Origin of the sequence: Centipeda noxia ATCC 43541 (assembly GCF_000160555.1) — a bacterium.
Classification (GTDB): Bacteria; Bacillota; Negativicutes; order Selenomonadales; family Selenomonadaceae; genus Centipeda; species Centipeda noxia.
In genome coordinates this window covers 1-14,351 of sequence record NZ_GG749283.1, presented here as the reverse complement: position 1 = coordinate 14,351, position 14,351 = coordinate 1, and the positions used below count along the sequence as shown (strand labels likewise).

The 14,351-nt window shown below is 53.0% G+C and carries 17 protein-coding genes and 4 tRNA genes; 9 read left to right on the top strand and 12 right to left on the bottom strand.

Features of this window, described 5'->3' with window-relative positions; genetic code table 11:
• Positions 1 to 9 precede the first annotated feature (9 nt).
• The 5 genes from HMPREF7545_RS09360 to HMPREF7545_RS09340 all read right to left on the bottom strand — a co-directional run bounded on the left by HMPREF7545_RS09360 (position 10) and on the right by HMPREF7545_RS09340 (position 3,526).
• Positions 10 to 342, bottom strand: a complete 333-nt coding sequence (locus tag HMPREF7545_RS09360; protein WP_006695498.1) for a branched-chain amino acid transporter permease — start codon at positions 340 to 342, stop codon at positions 10 to 12.
• Positions 339 to 1,049 carry an AzlC family ABC transporter permease gene (locus HMPREF7545_RS09355; protein WP_006695497.1) on the bottom strand — a complete coding sequence of 237 codons (711 nt, stop codon included), beginning with the start codon at positions 1,047 to 1,049 and terminating at the stop codon, positions 339 to 341. Before HMPREF7545_RS09355 ends, HMPREF7545_RS09360 begins: the two co-directional genes overlap by 4 nt.
• Complete coding sequence (locus HMPREF7545_RS09350; protein ID WP_040571382.1) at positions 1,049 to 1,603, bottom strand: DNA-3-methyladenine glycosylase I; 555 nt, start codon at positions 1,601 to 1,603, stop codon at positions 1,049 to 1,051. Before HMPREF7545_RS09350 ends, HMPREF7545_RS09355 begins: the two co-directional genes overlap by 1 nt.
• Positions 1,604 to 1,781: 178 nt before the next feature.
• Positions 1,782 to 1,988, bottom strand: a complete 207-nt coding sequence (locus HMPREF7545_RS09345; RefSeq protein ID WP_040571381.1) for a hypothetical protein — start codon at positions 1,986 to 1,988, stop codon at positions 1,782 to 1,784.
• Between the two features lie 20 nt (positions 1,989 to 2,008).
• Entirely contained in the window at positions 2,009 to 3,526 is a 1,518-nt protein-coding gene (locus HMPREF7545_RS09340; protein ID WP_006695494.1) for a Y-family DNA polymerase, read from the bottom strand.
• A gap of 135 nt (positions 3,527 to 3,661) precedes the next feature.
• Between HMPREF7545_RS09340 and rfbB the strand changes: the two genes are divergently transcribed.
• Positions 3,662 to 4,669 carry a dTDP-glucose 4,6-dehydratase gene (rfbB, locus tag HMPREF7545_RS09335; RefSeq protein WP_006695493.1) on the top strand — a complete coding sequence of 336 codons (1,008 nt, stop codon included), beginning with the start codon at positions 3,662 to 3,664 and terminating at the stop codon, positions 4,667 to 4,669.
• A 92-nt stretch (positions 4,670 to 4,761) separates the two neighbouring features.
• A tRNA-Ala gene (locus tag HMPREF7545_RS09330) sits at positions 4,762 to 4,837 on the top strand.
• Positions 4,838 to 4,937: 100 nt separating this feature from the next.
• On the opposite strand, the gene HMPREF7545_RS09325 is transcribed toward HMPREF7545_RS09330, so the two are convergent.
• From HMPREF7545_RS09325 to ilvA, 5 genes are all read right to left on the bottom strand, one after another.
• Positions 4,938 to 5,014, bottom strand: a tRNA-Arg gene (locus HMPREF7545_RS09325).
• Positions 5,015 to 5,020: 6 nt separating this feature from the next.
• Positions 5,021 to 5,097, bottom strand: a tRNA-Pro gene (locus tag HMPREF7545_RS09320).
• A 63-nt stretch (positions 5,098 to 5,160) separates the two neighbouring features.
• On the bottom strand, positions 5,161 to 5,898 hold the full coding sequence (locus HMPREF7545_RS09315) for a C40 family peptidase (RefSeq protein ID WP_006695492.1): 738 nt from the start codon (positions 5,896 to 5,898) through the stop codon (positions 5,161 to 5,163).
• A 27-nt stretch (positions 5,899 to 5,925) separates the two neighbouring features.
• Positions 5,926 to 6,237, bottom strand: a complete 312-nt coding sequence (locus HMPREF7545_RS09310) for an ArsR/SmtB family transcription factor (RefSeq protein ID WP_006695491.1) — start codon at positions 6,235 to 6,237, stop codon at positions 5,926 to 5,928.
• A 19-nt stretch (positions 6,238 to 6,256) separates the two neighbouring features.
• On the bottom strand, positions 6,257 to 7,504 hold the full coding sequence (ilvA, locus tag HMPREF7545_RS09305; RefSeq protein ID WP_006697051.1) for a threonine ammonia-lyase: 1,248 nt from the start codon (positions 7,502 to 7,504) through the stop codon (positions 6,257 to 6,259).
• Positions 7,505 to 7,664: 160 nt separating this feature from the next.
• Between ilvA and HMPREF7545_RS09300 the strand changes: the two genes are divergently transcribed.
• The 7 genes from HMPREF7545_RS09300 (at position 7,665) to HMPREF7545_RS09270 (ending at position 12,635) form a co-directional block, all read left to right on the top strand.
• Positions 7,665 to 8,111: a universal stress protein gene (locus HMPREF7545_RS09300; RefSeq protein WP_006695489.1), complete on the top strand. Its 447-nt coding sequence runs from the start codon at positions 7,665 to 7,667 to the stop codon at positions 8,109 to 8,111.
• Positions 8,112 to 8,158: 47 nt separating this feature from the next.
• Complete coding sequence (locus HMPREF7545_RS09295; protein ID WP_006695488.1) at positions 8,159 to 8,575, top strand: universal stress protein; 417 nt, start codon at positions 8,159 to 8,161, stop codon at positions 8,573 to 8,575.
• A gap of 97 nt (positions 8,576 to 8,672) precedes the next feature.
• On the top strand, positions 8,673 to 9,407 hold the full coding sequence (locus tag HMPREF7545_RS09290; protein WP_006695487.1) for a tRNA threonylcarbamoyladenosine dehydratase: 735 nt from the start codon (positions 8,673 to 8,675) through the stop codon (positions 9,405 to 9,407).
• Positions 9,404 to 10,384, top strand: coding sequence for an NAD(P)H-dependent glycerol-3-phosphate dehydrogenase (locus HMPREF7545_RS09285; RefSeq protein ID WP_006695486.1), 981 nt, complete (start codon positions 9,404 to 9,406; stop codon positions 10,382 to 10,384). Before HMPREF7545_RS09290 ends, HMPREF7545_RS09285 begins: the two co-directional genes overlap by 4 nt.
• 10 nt (positions 10,385 to 10,394) lie before the next feature.
• Entirely contained in the window at positions 10,395 to 10,793 is a 399-nt protein-coding gene (locus HMPREF7545_RS09280) for a (deoxy)nucleoside triphosphate pyrophosphohydrolase (protein WP_006695485.1), read from the top strand.
• A 58-nt stretch (positions 10,794 to 10,851) separates the two neighbouring features.
• Positions 10,852 to 10,938, top strand: a tRNA-Leu gene (locus HMPREF7545_RS09275).
• A 191-nt stretch (positions 10,939 to 11,129) separates the two neighbouring features.
• Positions 11,130 to 12,635, top strand: a complete 1,506-nt coding sequence (locus HMPREF7545_RS09270) for an IMP dehydrogenase (protein ID WP_040571380.1) — start codon at positions 11,130 to 11,132, stop codon at positions 12,633 to 12,635.
• 88 nt (positions 12,636 to 12,723) lie between these two features.
• On the opposite strand, the gene HMPREF7545_RS09265 is transcribed toward HMPREF7545_RS09270, so the two are convergent.
• Both HMPREF7545_RS09265 and HMPREF7545_RS09260 read right to left on the bottom strand, forming a co-directional pair.
• The gene (locus HMPREF7545_RS09265; RefSeq protein ID WP_006695483.1) at positions 12,724 to 13,506 is read right to left on the bottom strand and encodes a tRNA 2-thiocytidine biosynthesis TtcA family protein; all 783 of its coding nucleotides are present in this window, start codon (positions 13,504 to 13,506) and stop codon (positions 12,724 to 12,726) included.
• Positions 13,507 to 13,519: 13 nt separating this feature from the next.
• On the bottom strand, positions 13,520 to 14,257 hold the full coding sequence (locus HMPREF7545_RS09260) for a thiamine diphosphokinase (RefSeq protein WP_006695482.1): 738 nt from the start codon (positions 14,255 to 14,257) through the stop codon (positions 13,520 to 13,522).
• Positions 14,258 to 14,351 lie beyond the last annotated feature (94 nt).

Below are 14,351 nucleotides of genomic sequence, written 5' to 3'. Positions count from 1 at the left end.
TTCTATGTTCTATGGAATAAATATAAATTGAATCAGAGTCATATAGACTGCGGTGCCGCCCCCAATGGAGAGGAGCATCTGGCGGAACTTGAGATGCAGCAGGACCGTTGCAATGATGCCGGCAATTTCTGGCAGGCCATGGCTGCCGTTCAGAAAGGAGGTGTCTTTGAGACAGTAGATGATGAGCATCCCAAAGACCGCAGCAGGGAGAACATTGCCGAGGTAGCGGACGATGGGCGGTGTCGGCTTCTTCTCTGAGAGGAGAAGAAAGGGAAGTGCGCGTGTGAGTATACTCGCAAGGGCACAAAGACCAATGGTGATGCATTCCTCTGGGAAACTCATGCTGTCGTCCTCCCCTCAATGAACGGGCGTGCGGCGAGACAGCCTGTGAGAATGATGAGCATGGACGGAATCATAAATGCATCTCTGCCGAAGATTATGAGGGAAGCACCTGTTGCGGCAAGTCCGAGGATGCCTGTATAGTGCTGCGGATCGTTCAGCCACTGTTCCAAAAAGATGACGACAAAGAGCGCCGTCATCGCAAACTCGATGCCCTCCGTATTGATGGGGAGGTTTGCACCGACGAGACCGCCGATGGTCGCGCCTGCAACCCAATAGATCTGGTTCAGCAAGGTTACGAAGAACATAAACCAGCCTGCATCAATGTTTTGCGGGATCTTTGCCGTATAGTTGATCGAGAAGGACTCATCGCACATGCCATAGATGAGATAGGGCTTCTTCCAGCCCGTGCCGCGGTACTTTTCAAACATTGAGATCCCGTAGAAGATATGGCGTGCCTGAACCATAAATGCGAGGAGGAAGGTTTGGAGCGGTGCAAACGGACTGAGGAGGAGTGCCGTTGCAATGAATTCGAGTGATCCGCCGAAAATGAGAGTACTCATCGCCATCGGATACCAGAACGAGAAGCCCGAGACATTGGTATAGATCCCGTAGGCAAGTCCGAGAAACAGGAAGCCGGCGAGGATCGGGAGTGTATAGGGGTAGGCAGCGCGCAGTGCCGCGAGCAGAGTATTGTCTGTACGCGTCATTATTTACTCCAATCACACTCGTCGGTATGTGCGGCAAGTACGCCGATTGCCTGCAGGGTTGAATAGACGCAGATTGAACCAACGAATTTCATGCCGCGTCGTTTGAGATCCTTTGAGATTTCATCCGAGAGCGGCGACGTTGTGCGAAGTTCGCAGCTTTCGCGCACGGACTTTCCATTCGTAAAGCCCCAGATATAGCGGTCGAATGAGCCGAACTCGCGTGCGATCTCGAGAAATATGCGGGAATTTATAATGCTTGCCTCGATTTTGCGGCGGTTGCGGATAATCCCGGCATCCTGCATCAACTCTTCAATTTTTGCTGCATCAAAGGCAGCAACCCGTTCGGGGATGAATCCCTCGTATGCGCGCCGAAAGTTCTCACGCTTGTGCAGGATGGTTGCCCACGACAGCCCCGCCTGAAACGTCTCGAGGATAAATAGTTCGTAGAGTGCTCGCTCGTCGTGAAGCGGCTTGCTCCACTCCTCATCATGGTACTTCACATACATCGGATCATTCGGATTGACCCAGCTGCAGCGCCTGCTTTCGTTTCCCATAGTTCCTCCAGAATAAGAAAAAGCCAGCCCACCCAGGGTTTCTGGCTCCTATGACGTATAAATGATCGGGCTCACTGGGCGCGTGTTCGAAGACGCATCATTTGGAGACGATGTGCTTTGTCAACAGCAGAGCCACACCCCGATATGGATAATATTCTAACGATCTATAGTGCCTTTGTCAACTGCGGTGCGGGGGAGAATGATGCCCGTCGTATTGCGCGTTATTGTGCTTTTCAGTGCGATCTGCAGCGACATGGAGGCCTGTGAGCGCCGAGAATGGGGCGAACTGTCCCGCACGGTCGCGCAGTGACATCGGCGGATGTGTCTTCGAAGCCGGGCGCACCATGTCAATGATGTCGGCATAGTCCTCTATTCTGTGCTGCAAAAGGTTCTCCTTTCCTATTCCTATGCTTTGTGTCCGCCGATCTGGCTATTGCGCAGACGCGCGGTAGCACCGTCAACCAAATTTGCTCCGCGCAGGATGGCGTTTTTTCCATATATTTTTTTGATCGCGACAAGCGCCTGCTGCAGTGCCATTTCCTTTTCCTGCGCAGTTCTCTCCGCTTCCGTGCGCATGTTCTGAGCAGTTTCCTCTGCAGAGAAAAGGCTCATCTGCTTGGCAGCAGAATTGTGCTGCTCCTCCGTTATCAGATGATGTGCCGCAAGTGTAATGCGGCGGATGAGGAGTGTGGGATTTATGATCTCATCATACAGAGAAGTTACCGCATCCATGATCATGTGCATTGATGCGCTCCGTTTGATGAGAACCTTGCCATGTGCCGGCCATGGAATGCGCCTGCCGTATCGATCCGTGCGTACGCGTCCGCGATAGAGATCGCGGATATCAGGTCTCGTCAGGCATTCGATATCATAGCCGATTGTCAGTTCCAGCCGATCACTCGTGAGACGTTTCTCAGCAAGTTCGGTAGAGAGTGCGTCTGCCATTTCCCAGACAACGAGGCGCGCTTTTTCTGCTGTATACGGCATTTGAAGCACCTGTCCCATATGGGTGCTGCGCGCCTTTGGACGGTAGCTTTTGATATCCTCCATACGCGTGGGTTCCCATCCCCATGCGTGATCGATCAGCAGCTCTGCCTGAATGCCGAAGAGGTGATAGAGGAGATCCTCATTGTGACGCTCATTCGCCTTGCCAAGAGAACAGCGTGCGATATCGCCCATCGTATAGAGACCGTGTTCCTCGAGCTTCCTTGTGTAACCTCTTCCAATCCGCCAAAAGTCTGTGAGCGGACGATGCGTCCAAAGTTGTCTCCGGTAGCTCATTTCATCCAGTTCTGCGATCCGAACGCCGTCGGAATCCGGCAGGATATGTTTTGCTACGATGTCCATCGCGACCTTAGCAAGGTAGAGATTTGGGCCGATTCCTGCTGTCGCCGTGATGCCCGTCTCCCGCAGAACATCGTGGATGAGGCGGATGGTGAACGCATGCGCCGAGATCCTCTCTGTCTCTAGATAGCTCGTCACATCAATAAAGACCTCATCAATGGAGTAGATGTGAATGTCTTCCGGCGAAATACGGCGCAGGTAGGTCTCGTAGATGCGCATACTGTAGTCCATATAGAGTGACATTCGCGGGGGAGCAATATGATAGGCAATGGCAAGGGCCGGATTTGCCGCAAGTTCCTGTGCGTCTGTCGTTTCCCCCGCAAGCGTATGTTGCGGAGCGCGGCTGCGGCGGCGGGCATTTGCCCGTTCTATGGCGCGGATGACCTCGAAGAGACGCGGGCGTCCGCCAATGCCGTGTGCTTTAAGGGCAGGAGAGACAGCGAGACAGATGGTCTTGCTCGTGCGGCTCTCATCCGCAACGATAAGATGCGTGGTCAGTGGATTCAGTCCGCGTTCCATGCATTCAACCGAGGCATAGAATGCCTTGAGATCAATGGCAATGTATGTACGCTCACGCATTCTTATCCCTCCTTAAAAAGATTATAGCACGTGCGTTTGGCTTGTGTAAATCACTTTTCACGCCAATCGGACGAAAAGGGAAAAGCCCATGTATGTCGAATACTCTACAAAGTGAAGAGAAAAGGAGCAGAGACTATGAAGATCATCGTCACCGGCGGCGCAGGATTTATCGGCGCGAATTTCATCTACTATGAGCTGCGCACGCATCCAGAAGATCAGATTATCTGTTATGATGCGCTGACATACGCGGGAAACCTTGCGACGCTCGATGCGGCCAAAGAGTATTCACAGTTCTCGTTTGTGCGTGGCGATATCGCGGATCGGAGAGCTGTCTATACGACCTTTGAATGCACGCAGCCGGATATCATCGTGAATTTTGCCGCGGAGTCCCATGTTGACCGATCCATTGAGAATCCTGAGATTTTCCTTCAGACAAATATCATCGGGACGAGCGTTCTGCTTGATGCCTGTCGTAAATACGGTATTCAGCGCTATCATCAGGTATCTACGGACGAGGTCTACGGTGATCTGCCGCTCAACCGGACTGATCTCCTGTTCACAGAGGAGACACCTCTTCACGCATCAAGCCCGTATTCCTCATCCAAGGCATCCGCAGATCTTCTCGTGCAGGCGTATGCACGCACCTACGACCTACCGATTACGATCTCGCGTTGTTCCAACAATTACGGAGCCTTCCAGTTCCCCGAGAAACTCATCCCCCTCATGATCATTCGCGCGATGCAGGGGGCGAAGTTGCCCGTCTATGGCGATGGGCTCAATGTGCGTGATTGGCTGCATGTCGATGATCACTGTGCGGCGATTGACTCTATCGTGCGCAGGGGACAACTTGGCGAGGTTTATAATGTTGGCGGGCACAATGAGCGCTCAAACATTGAGGTTGTCCGAACAATCCTGCACGCGCTCGGCAGGAGCGAGGAACAGATCTCCTATGTTGCGGACCGCAAGGGACATGATCGGCGCTACGCGATTGATCCGGCGAAGATGGAACGTGAACTCGGCTGGAAGCCCACCACAACATTTGCCGATGGCATCCAGAGCACCATCACGTGGTATCGGGAACATGAGACATGGTGGAAGGATATTCTCAGCGGGACGTATCAGGTTCGCAACGAGAAAGTATAGAATGTGCCACAACGGTGCGGGTATGCGCTAAAAATCTGTCTTGACAACATGTATGCTTTTCGATATACTACCCTTTGTCAGCGCGGATGCGCGGGGGCATAGCTCAGCTGGGAGAGCGCTTGCATGGCATGCAAGAGGTCAGGGGTTCGATCCCCCTTGTCTCCACCATATCGGATATCAGCGGATGTGAGAATCGAATCTCACATCCGTTTTTGCTTTTGCGCATCAAAAAACCGCACCGCCCGTTGGCGATACGGTTTACCTGCGATGGTGCACCTGGGGGGATTCGAACCCTCGACCCACGGCTTAGAAGGCCGTTGCTCTATCCAACTGAGCTACAGGCGCAGTGAGTGGTCGGGATGACAGGATTCGAACCTGCGACATCTTGCTCCCAAAGCAAGCGCGCTACCAAACTGCGCTACATCCCGATACCGACCTATTATAATGAGCGGCAGGTGAAAAGTCAATATGGCTGCGCAGTACTCCAGGTGTTACTTCACGATGTGCTTTCCGCCAAGGAATCTCGGCTGCCAGTAGCTGTTGGAGAGTTTGTCAATACGGACGCCTTTGCTGGTCGAGGCATGGATGAACTCGCCCTTGCCGAGATAGATGCCGCAGTGTGATGCGCCCTTTTCGTAGGTCTCGAAGAAGACGAGATCGCCGGGCACAAGTTCCTTTGTGCTTTTCGTACGCAGTCCGAGTTTATACTGTTCGTCTGCCGTGCGCGGGATAGCGATGCCGTGCTTTTGGAATACATACTGGAGATAGCCAGAGCAGTCAAAGCCCTTTGGCGTTGCGCCGCCAAAGATATAGGGAGTGCCCATATATGACTTTGCCGTTTTGATGACATCAGATACCTTGCTTACGGGGAGAATGGGCTTCCCGTTGGGGGCAAGCGGGAGATTCTTCTTTGTCGGCGGTGCGATGTCCACCCCCCAGGGGCGTGTGGACGGTGCATTCTTTAATGCACGCCAGGTTGCATTATTGACAACGCCTGTGATCTTGATCTTATTGTCTCGTTGGAACTCGGCCACGGCTCGTTCCGTGTCCTTGCCAAAGACGCCGTCGGCATTTTTGATCTTGTAGCCCGCTTTTTGAAGAGCCTGCTGCAGAATGAGCACATCGTGCCCATGAGCGCCCTCGCGCAGAGTAGGAGAAGCGAATGCTGTTCCGGCTGCAAAGGCGAAAAGGATGCCGGTACAGACGAGAAGTCGGGGCAGGCCTTTCATAAAAGATCTTCCTTTCGTGGCATTTCCTTAAGCGTGCTGAACGTGTTCAAGTCCCTGTCCAAGCAGTTTCAGTACGTGGTCGTCGTCAATCGAATAGAGCACTTCTTTGCCGTCTCTGCGGAACTTTACGAGACGAGAGGTGCGGAGTACGCGCAGCTGATGTGAGATCGCGGACTGCCCCATGTCGAGACCGTCTGCAATGTCGTAGACGCGCAGCTCCTCCGCTGCGGCGAGGAGGGAGAGAATCTTGATGCGGGTAGGATCACCGAGGGTCTTAAACAGATCGGCAAGGTGCTGCGCCGTATCGGGATCAATGCATTTCAATGGGCCGGCAGTCATTCTTCGGGATATCCTTTCTTCAGTAAATCTTATTGATTTCAAATCCGTTCTCGGAGAGCGCACGGACGATGCGGTCGATGTGTTCCTGCCCGTGTGCTTCGACCGTGACGGTAAGCTGGACTTTTTGGAAGCTGTCTGTCACCATCGTCTGATCGTGGTCGAGACGAATGACGTTTGCATCTTGGTCGGTGAGGATTTGCGCGACAGTAAGAAGCTGCCCCGGTTTGTCGGGGAGTTGAACGGAGAAGCGGAAGACGCGCCCTCGTGAGATGAGCGCCTTTGAGATCAGTGCGGAGATGGTAGAGATGTCGATGTTGCCGCCGCTGATGAGGACGGCGACCTTTTTTCCCTTCATGTGCAGCTTGCCGAGCGCGGCGAGTGACAGGACGCCTGCACCCTCTGCGATGAGTTTGTGCTTTTCGATGAGCGAGAGAAGAGCACTCATGATGTCCATCTCAGAGACGGTGATGATTTCGTCGAGATAACGGCGGCAAAACGCAAGTGTGAGTTTTCCTGCGGTACGTACCGCGCAGCCGTCGGCGACCGTATCGGCAGAAGGGAGTGTGATCGTCCGTCCGCAGGAGAGAGCAGCTTTCATGCAGGCTGCGTTTTCGGGTTCAACGCCAATGATTTTTATCTGCGGATTGACCAGCTTGGCGGCAAAGGAAATGCCGGAGGCGAGTCCGCCGCCGCCGATCGGGACAAGAATGGCATCCACGTCCTTGAGTGCGTCAATCACTTCGAGAGCGATGGTTCCTTGGCCGACGATCACATCGCGGTCGTTGAAGGGGTGAATATAGACGTATCCATTTTTCTTCTGCAATTCAAGGCTGTGCGTGTAGGCGTCATCGAAACCGTTGCCGTGCAGGATGACAGCAGCACCAAGCGCACGTGTCGCTTCCACCTTAAGGATTGGGGTCGTTGCGGGCATGCAGATGACAGCGCGTACGCCGAGTTTCTGCGCGGCATATGCAACTCCCTGTGCATGATTACCGGCTGAGGCGGTGATGACACCGCGGGCCTTCTCTTCATCCGTGAGCATGCTGATGCGGTTGTATGCGCCGCGCAGCTTGAATGCACCTGTGGTCTGGAGGTTTTCAAGTTTGAGGTAGGTTGCGTTTCCTGAGATGTCGGAGAAGAAGTCGCTGTAAATCAGCGGGGTCTTGCGTACAATGCCTTCCAATTGTTTGGCTGCAGCATAAATATCGGAAATGCCTGTCGATGCAACGACATTTTCATCTGTCTGCTCGGTTTGTTCTTCTCCCATTGTGATTGCCTCCATTACTGCTTTCGTAGAGTCAGTCTATCATTTTCAGCGGAACACGTCAATTTATTTTCGATCTGAGGAAAAGTCGCTGAGATAAAGAAGGAGTTTGACAGAATTCCGCGAATAGATACAACAAAGAAGGCGGGACGGGAGGTGCCCGATGGGACATTCCACGAAGTACACGCGCATACTTGTTCCTGTGGACGGAACGGAGGAGACTCTGCGCGCTGTTCGTTTGGCAGGAGAGCTTGCATGCGCGACGCAGTCGATCGTGGATCTTCTCTATGTGTCTCCCTTTGATGAGAGCACAGATGAAGGGGACGTTCCATGGCTTCCGCAAAGCGTTGTACGCCCCGCAGCTGAGGAGGCGCATGAAATCTTCATAGGAGCAGAGTCTCTATTGCCGAACAATATTTCTTCTGTGCGCCATCACCGTACGGGAGCGCCGGCAGATGAAATCCTGCAGTTTATTGATGAGATGGGGAGTGGGCTGGTGGTCATTGGCAGACGCAAACGTTCACGTGTGCGTGGGATGCTTCTCGGGAGCGTCACACAGACCGTCTTGGAACATGCGCATTCCAACGTACTGATTGCAGGAAATGGATAACGGCTTATATGGTTTATGTTCTTTTATAGAAGTGAGGAGGAACTGCCATGATCAAGAATATTTTGGTTCCGGTGGATGGCTCTGAGGGAGCCGACCGTGCAATTGAAAAGGCTGTAATGCTTGCACAAATCTGTGCGGCGAAATTGAACTTTCTCTATGTTGCAAACATCAACCAACTTGCGATTAATGCTGTGCTGTCGGATGCCATTCTCGACTCCGTGACGAAGGCGGGGAACGTCATCCTCGACCGTGCGCTGGAGATGGTTCCTGAGGGCGTTGCGAAGGAGTCGTTCTCGGATACGGGATCGCCGGCAGTGGTCATCCTCGATTTTGCGGAGACGAATGACATTGACCTTATTGTCATGGGCAGCCGCGGGCTTGGCGTTGTCAAAGGCGTGCTGCTCGGCAGCGTTAGCCAATATGTTGTGGAACAGTCCAAGTGTCCGGTTTTGGTGGTTAAATAAAATTTGGACGAAGATGTGCGTATGAAAGGAGCTGCTGCGGAGCGATGCTTTTGCGGCAGCTTTTTCCTATGCGTTATTGTGAGGAAGGCGGACGGATATGAAGGATCAGCGCTTCATACGGACAGAGATGCTGCTGGGGGAAAAAGGACTTGCGCGGCTCGCAGAAAGCTCTGTGGCAGTGTTCGGCATCGGCGGCGTCGGTTCCTATGCTGCTGAGGCCCTTGCACGCGCCGGTGTTGGGAGGCTGACTCTGATTGATCATGATACGATCGATGTGACGAATATCAATCGGCAGATCCACGCAGTGACGGAGACCGTCGGTGCGGCAAAGACTGAAGTTATGGCGGCGCGCATCCGTGCGATCAATCCTATTTGCGAGGTACAGGAGATGAGAGCATTCTACTTGCCGGAGACTGCCGATGCGTTCTTTCAGGAGCCGTACGATTATATATTGGATGCAGTGGATAATGTGACGGCAAAGATCGATCTCGCGATGCAGTGTCATATACGAGGAATTCCTGAGATCGCGAGTATGGGGGCAGCGAATAAAATTGATCCGACAATGTTCGAGGTGATGGATATCTATCAGACAAAAGGCGACCCTCTTGCACGAATTCTGCGAAAGAAACTGAAGGAACTATGCATTCCAAAGCTCAAGGTCGTTTGTTCGCGTGAGCGCCCGCGCTCCACTGTCACCGATGGCGGGACGCCTCCCCCGGGACGTCATACGGTGCCAGGCAGCGTATCCTTTGTCCCACCGGTTGCGGGAATGATTATGGCGGGAGCAGTCGTTTGTGATCTTGTTCATATACATGCGGAGGTATCAGCGTGAGAGTTTCGGTGCTGGGCTGCGGCCGTTGGGGGACATTTCACGCATGGTATGCGTATCGGGTTGGGCACGAGGTCACGCTTTGGGGACGCACGGGTTCGGAGCATCTTGCCGAACTGCGTGCAGCTCGGCGCAATGAATTTCTGACGCTGCCCGAGGAGATTCGGCTGACGGATGATTTGACAGAGGCAATTCGTACGGCAGAGATTGTAATAATTTCCATTCACGCACAGGCATTTCGTTCCTTCCTACGTGGTCTATGTGAGCATGGACAAGCAGAAGAACTCGCGTATCGGCGTGTCATTCTCTGTATGAAGGGATTGGAAATCGGTACGGGCAAGCGCCTCACCACTGTTGTGCGCGAGGAGCTTGGGCCGGCGATAAAGCCTGTCGTCTGGGTTGGGCCCGGACACGTGCAGGACTTCGTGCGCGGTATTCCGAACTGCATGGTGCTCGCGGGCGAGGATAGGGAGACTTTGCGGGAACTTGTGGATGTGCTTGGCAGCCCTCTTATTCGTTTCTATTATGGAGAGGACCTCCTTGGAACGGAGGTCGGTGCGGCCGCGAAGAATGTCATTGGCCTTGCAGCGGGAATGCTGGACGGGCTTTCCTATGCCAGTCTCAAAGGAGCTTTAATGGCGCGCGGAACGCGAGAACTGTTTCGCCTCGTGCGTTCAATGGGCGGAGACGGAGAGACGATCTACGGACTCTCGCATCTCGGTGACTATGAGGCAACGCTCTTTTCACCGCACAGCAACAATCGCCGCTATGGCGAGGCGGTTGTACGCGGCACGGCAGGGGCTTTCCACAAGATTGCCGAAGGCGTTTATACAGCAGAGGCTTTGATGGCGCTCTCAAAGCAGTACCATGTTGATCTGCCCATCTCCGAAACCGTCTATGAGATCGTCGCGCAGGGAAGTGATCCGAGCGAGCAGTTGACACGACTTTTTTTGCGTGCAACAAAGAGTGAAAAGGAATAGCGAGGAAGGTATGAGTGAGCGAAAGCATATCGATGTCGTTGCGGGCGCTATCCTGCGCGATGGTAAAGTGTTCGGCGCCTGCCGCAGTTACGGTGCCTATACCGGGACATGGGAGTTCGCAGGCGGGAAAGTCGAGCCGGGAGAGAGCGACGAGGAGGCACTTATTCGTGAGATACGTGAGGAACTTGATGTCGAAATTGCAGTAGAGCGCCTGCTTGGCACTGTAGATCACGACTATCCCGAATATCATATGAATATGCGCCTCTACATATGCCGTCATATTGCGGGTGAGCCGCAGCTCAGCGTACATTCGGAGGGACGGTGGTTTGGACGGAGCGATCTTTATACCGTCCCTTGGTTTGCGGCGGATATGGGGCTTATCCACCGCTTGGAAGCTGATCTCTGCTGACGTTGACAACGAACTCTGCAGGATGCTATAATACACGGAACAGACTCCAATTTCCCATGCCGAAGTGGCGGAATTGGCAGACGCAGCAGACTCAAAATCTGCCGTTGGCAACAACGTGCCGGTTCGACCCCGGCCTTCGGCACCATCGTAAATTATGCCGGTGCGGCACTGATTTCCCTAAGAGTGAACGTGAAACTCTTAGGGATTTTTTGACAATATTGTCATTTTCCAGGGCGGATGATCCGTTGCTTTTCTGCGGGGTTGACAGTATCGCCGGAAGCGCGTATATTATACGACAATAATTTTGTAGCGGAAATAGAAAGGAAGAGGGTTCCCTTGGCGCATTATTACAAAGAACCATCGCACACATTTGGAGAGTATCTGCTCATCCCCGGATATTCTTCCGAAGCGTGTTTCCCCGCGAATGTCTCACTTCGCACACCGCTGGTCAAGTTTCATCGCGATGAGGAACCGGAGCTCACGATGAATATACCGCTGACATCTGCAATCATGCAGGCAGTCTCCAACGATACGATGGCGATCGCACTTGCCAAACAGGGGGGCATTTCGTTCATCTATGGTTCCCAGTCCATCGAAGCAGAGGCGGCGATGGTCTCTCGTGTGAAAAACTATAAGTCCGGCTTTGTCAGCAGCGATTCCAATATCAGTCCCACAACAAGTCTTGGCGGCGTGCTCGATCTCCTCGCAAAGACCGGGCACTCCACGATGGCAGTCACGGAGGATGGAACAGCGAACGGAAAACTCGTCGGCATCGTGACGAGCCGTGACTACCGTGTCTCGCGCATGTCTCTCGATACAAAGGTCAGCACCTTCATGACACCCTTTGAGAAACTTATCTGGGCAGACGCGGACTCGACTAGTCTTACACAGGCAAACGATCTCATCTGGGAGCGCAAATTGAATATGCTTCCGCTGATTGACAAGAATCAACGTCTGCGCTATATGGTCTTTCGCAAGGACTATACGGACAACAAGGAAAATGAGCTTGAGCTGACGGACGATAATAAAAGCTACATTGTCGGCGCCGGCATTAATACGCGCGATTATGCGGATCGCGTCCCGGCCCTCATTGCCGCGGGTGTAGATGTTCTTTGCATCGACTCCTCCGAGGGATTCTCCGAGTGGCAGCGTATGACCATCCAGCACATCCGCGAGCAGTACGGTGATACGGTCAAAGTCGGTGCGGGCAACGTCGTTGATGGCGAGGGATTCCGTTTCCTTGCAAACGCAGGCGCGGACTTTATCAAGGTCGGCATCGGCGGCGGTTCGATCTGTATTACACGTGAGACTAAAGGAATTGGGCGCGGGCAGGCGACCGCGCTCATTGACGTGTGTGCCGAGCGCGACAAATATTTTAAGGAAACTGGCGTCTACATCCCCATCTGCTCGGACGGCGGCATCGTCTATGACTACCATATGACGCTTGCGCTTGCGATGGGCGCGGACTTCCTCATGCTCGGACGTTACTTCTCGCGTTTTGACGAGAGCCCGACGGATCGCGTCATGGTGAACGGAACGTACTATAAGGAGTATTGGGGCGAGGGTTCGAACCGTGCGCGCAACTGGCAGCGTTACGATCTTGGCGGCAGCAAGAAACTGTCCTTTGAGGAAGGGGTAGATTCCTACGTTCCCTATGCGGGACCGCTCAAAGAAAACGTTCAGACGACACTCTCCAAGATACGTTCCACCATGTGTAACTGCGGTGCGCTCACACTCCCCGAGTTCCGTGATAAGGCGAAGCTCACGCTTGTCTCCTCGACCAGCATTGTTGAGGGGGGGGCGCACGATGTTATTCTGCGTGATAAACTTGGACGAGATTAATAAGAGCGCATAAATAGGAGTCGGACAATGAAGTGATTTTCACTCCATCGTCCGGCTCCTTTGCTATGGTGAATGAATACAAGTGTATTTATGTCCTTTGCATAAATGCCTGGTAGGTGTGCTCCATCTCTCTGCGCGTCTTGCTTGCCGGCCAGAGTTCGCCGAGAGCGCTCTCGCGCATTCCTGCAGCGAGGTGATGGTAGAGGTTCGGATTATCCGTACAAAGCTTTGCAATCAGCTCCTTGACGGTCTGCCGTGTCGTATTTCCGTTGTGCGGACAGGGCGATGGAATCGGTGTGAAGCCGTGGTACTGGACTGCATTGATGATCTCCTGTTCACGAAAGTAGACAAGAGGGCGGATGACTGTGATATCGGTCTTATCCAGATAAGTCTTGGGTCGGAACGTGCTCAGCTGGCCCGAATAAAACAAACTCATGAGAAAAGTCTCCACTGCATCATCGTGATGATGCGCATAAGCAACCTTATTCATTTTGTGCGCCACAGCATAGCGGTTAACCGCGCCGCGCCGGAAGAATGCGCAGGTAAAGCAGGGACTTTTATCATTCTGCGCAGCAATCGCACCCGCGATGTCTACATCCACCACTTCATAGGGGATATTGAGATTTTTGCAGAAGGCCGCAATAGAGCCTGTATCGAATACTTTGTCGAACTGCGGGTTGACGGTAAACGCTGCAATGTAAAAATCCTTTTTCAACCGTTCACGCAGAATTGCAAGCGCATAGGTGAGAAAAATGCTGTCTTTTCCGCCGGATACACCAATCAGAATACGGTCACCGTTTTCAATGAGTTCGAACTCTACAACGGCGCGCATGAGCTTGCTGAAATAGGATTGCGGAATATTGATGTTCATGAAATAAAAATCCTTATTTTATATGACAGAGATAGACTCCAAGGATGCCGCTGCGGGTGGAAACAGTAAAAGTTTTTTCGGTATTATCTGGAGCAAGCACATTGCTGATTGCAAGTGAGGAACTATTCGTGATGCGGGCATCGGTCAACTCCCAATAGAGCCCCGTGGTCGATACGCCAGTGCACTCCTCTGAGAAAGGAAGAAGGGAAATTGCGCATGGCGGCACTTGGCATTCGATTGCCAAAGATTCGCCTGCATGAAGATAGAAAAGGGCTTCCCGTTCGTCCGCGAGGACACAGAAAACGGAAGCATGCGCAGCAACCGCGGCCGTACTTATGAGATGATCGAGCCGTCCGCCAAACCCCGCCGTTAAAATGACAAGAGGGCAAGAAATGTTCTGTACGGCAATATTGAGCGCGAGTTCTGTATCTGTGAAATCTTTCTCGGGCGGATAGCGATACACCCTTGCGCCTCGTTCTGTTGCCCATGTCCATGCAGCCTTATCTGCACTGTCGCCGTCACCGATCAGGCAGGCGGGAGAAAGGGCAGAAGCTCGGCATACATTTACCCCGCGATCAATCGCCCAGACAGGACGATTCGTACCGCCTTTTTTGTTTTGTCCTGCCAGATCCGTGAGCCAATTCTTCGCAGGCGGACGTCCGCCTGCGATAAATATCAGCTCCTGCGACGGAGTGTATGGGAGTGCGGCACGGAGATCAGGGAGTATGAGATTGTGTTTGAGTTCGTACATAAGACGCTCCCTTCATCTATAACGAGACGATTATAACACAGTTATTTTTATGCGAACAGAGAAAATAAAAAATGTCCTTGACGGAAGTTCTTGT

Bases quoted from the DNA above. Each gene is read 5' to 3' on its own strand.
- HMPREF7545_RS09360 (WP_006695498.1), bottom strand. From the start codon at position 342: ATGAGTTTCCCAGAGGAATGCATCACCATTGGTCTTTGTGCCCTTGCG.
- HMPREF7545_RS09355 (WP_006695497.1), bottom strand. From the start codon at position 1,049: ATGACGCGTACAGACAATACTCTGCTCGCGGCACTGCGCGCTGCCTAC.
- HMPREF7545_RS09350 (WP_040571382.1), bottom strand. From the start codon at position 1,603: ATGGGAAACGAAAGCAGGCGCTGCAGCTGGGTCAATCCGAATGATCCG.
- HMPREF7545_RS09340 (WP_006695494.1), bottom strand. From the start codon at position 3,526: ATGCGTGAGCGTACATACATTGCCATTGATCTCAAGGCATTCTATGCC.
- rfbB (WP_006695493.1), top strand. From the start codon at position 3,662: ATGAAGATCATCGTCACCGGCGGCGCAGGATTTATCGGCGCGAATTTC.
- HMPREF7545_RS09315 (WP_006695492.1), bottom strand. From the start codon at position 5,898: ATGAAAGGCCTGCCCCGACTTCTCGTCTGTACCGGCATCCTTTTCGCC.
- HMPREF7545_RS09310 (WP_006695491.1), bottom strand. From the start codon at position 6,237: ATGACTGCCGGCCCATTGAAATGCATTGATCCCGATACGGCGCAGCAC.
- ilvA (WP_006697051.1), bottom strand. From the start codon at position 7,504: ATGGGAGAAGAACAAACCGAGCAGACAGATGAAAATGTCGTTGCATCG.
- HMPREF7545_RS09300 (WP_006695489.1), top strand. From the start codon at position 7,665: ATGGGACATTCCACGAAGTACACGCGCATACTTGTTCCTGTGGACGGA.
- HMPREF7545_RS09295 (WP_006695488.1), top strand. From the start codon at position 8,159: ATGATCAAGAATATTTTGGTTCCGGTGGATGGCTCTGAGGGAGCCGAC.
- HMPREF7545_RS09290 (WP_006695487.1), top strand. From the start codon at position 8,673: ATGAAGGATCAGCGCTTCATACGGACAGAGATGCTGCTGGGGGAAAAA.
- HMPREF7545_RS09280 (WP_006695485.1), top strand. From the start codon at position 10,395: ATGAGTGAGCGAAAGCATATCGATGTCGTTGCGGGCGCTATCCTGCGC.
- HMPREF7545_RS09265 (WP_006695483.1), bottom strand. From the start codon at position 13,506: ATGAACATCAATATTCCGCAATCCTATTTCAGCAAGCTCATGCGCGCC.
- HMPREF7545_RS09260 (WP_006695482.1), bottom strand. From the start codon at position 14,257: ATGTACGAACTCAAACACAATCTCATACTCCCTGATCTCCGTGCCGCA.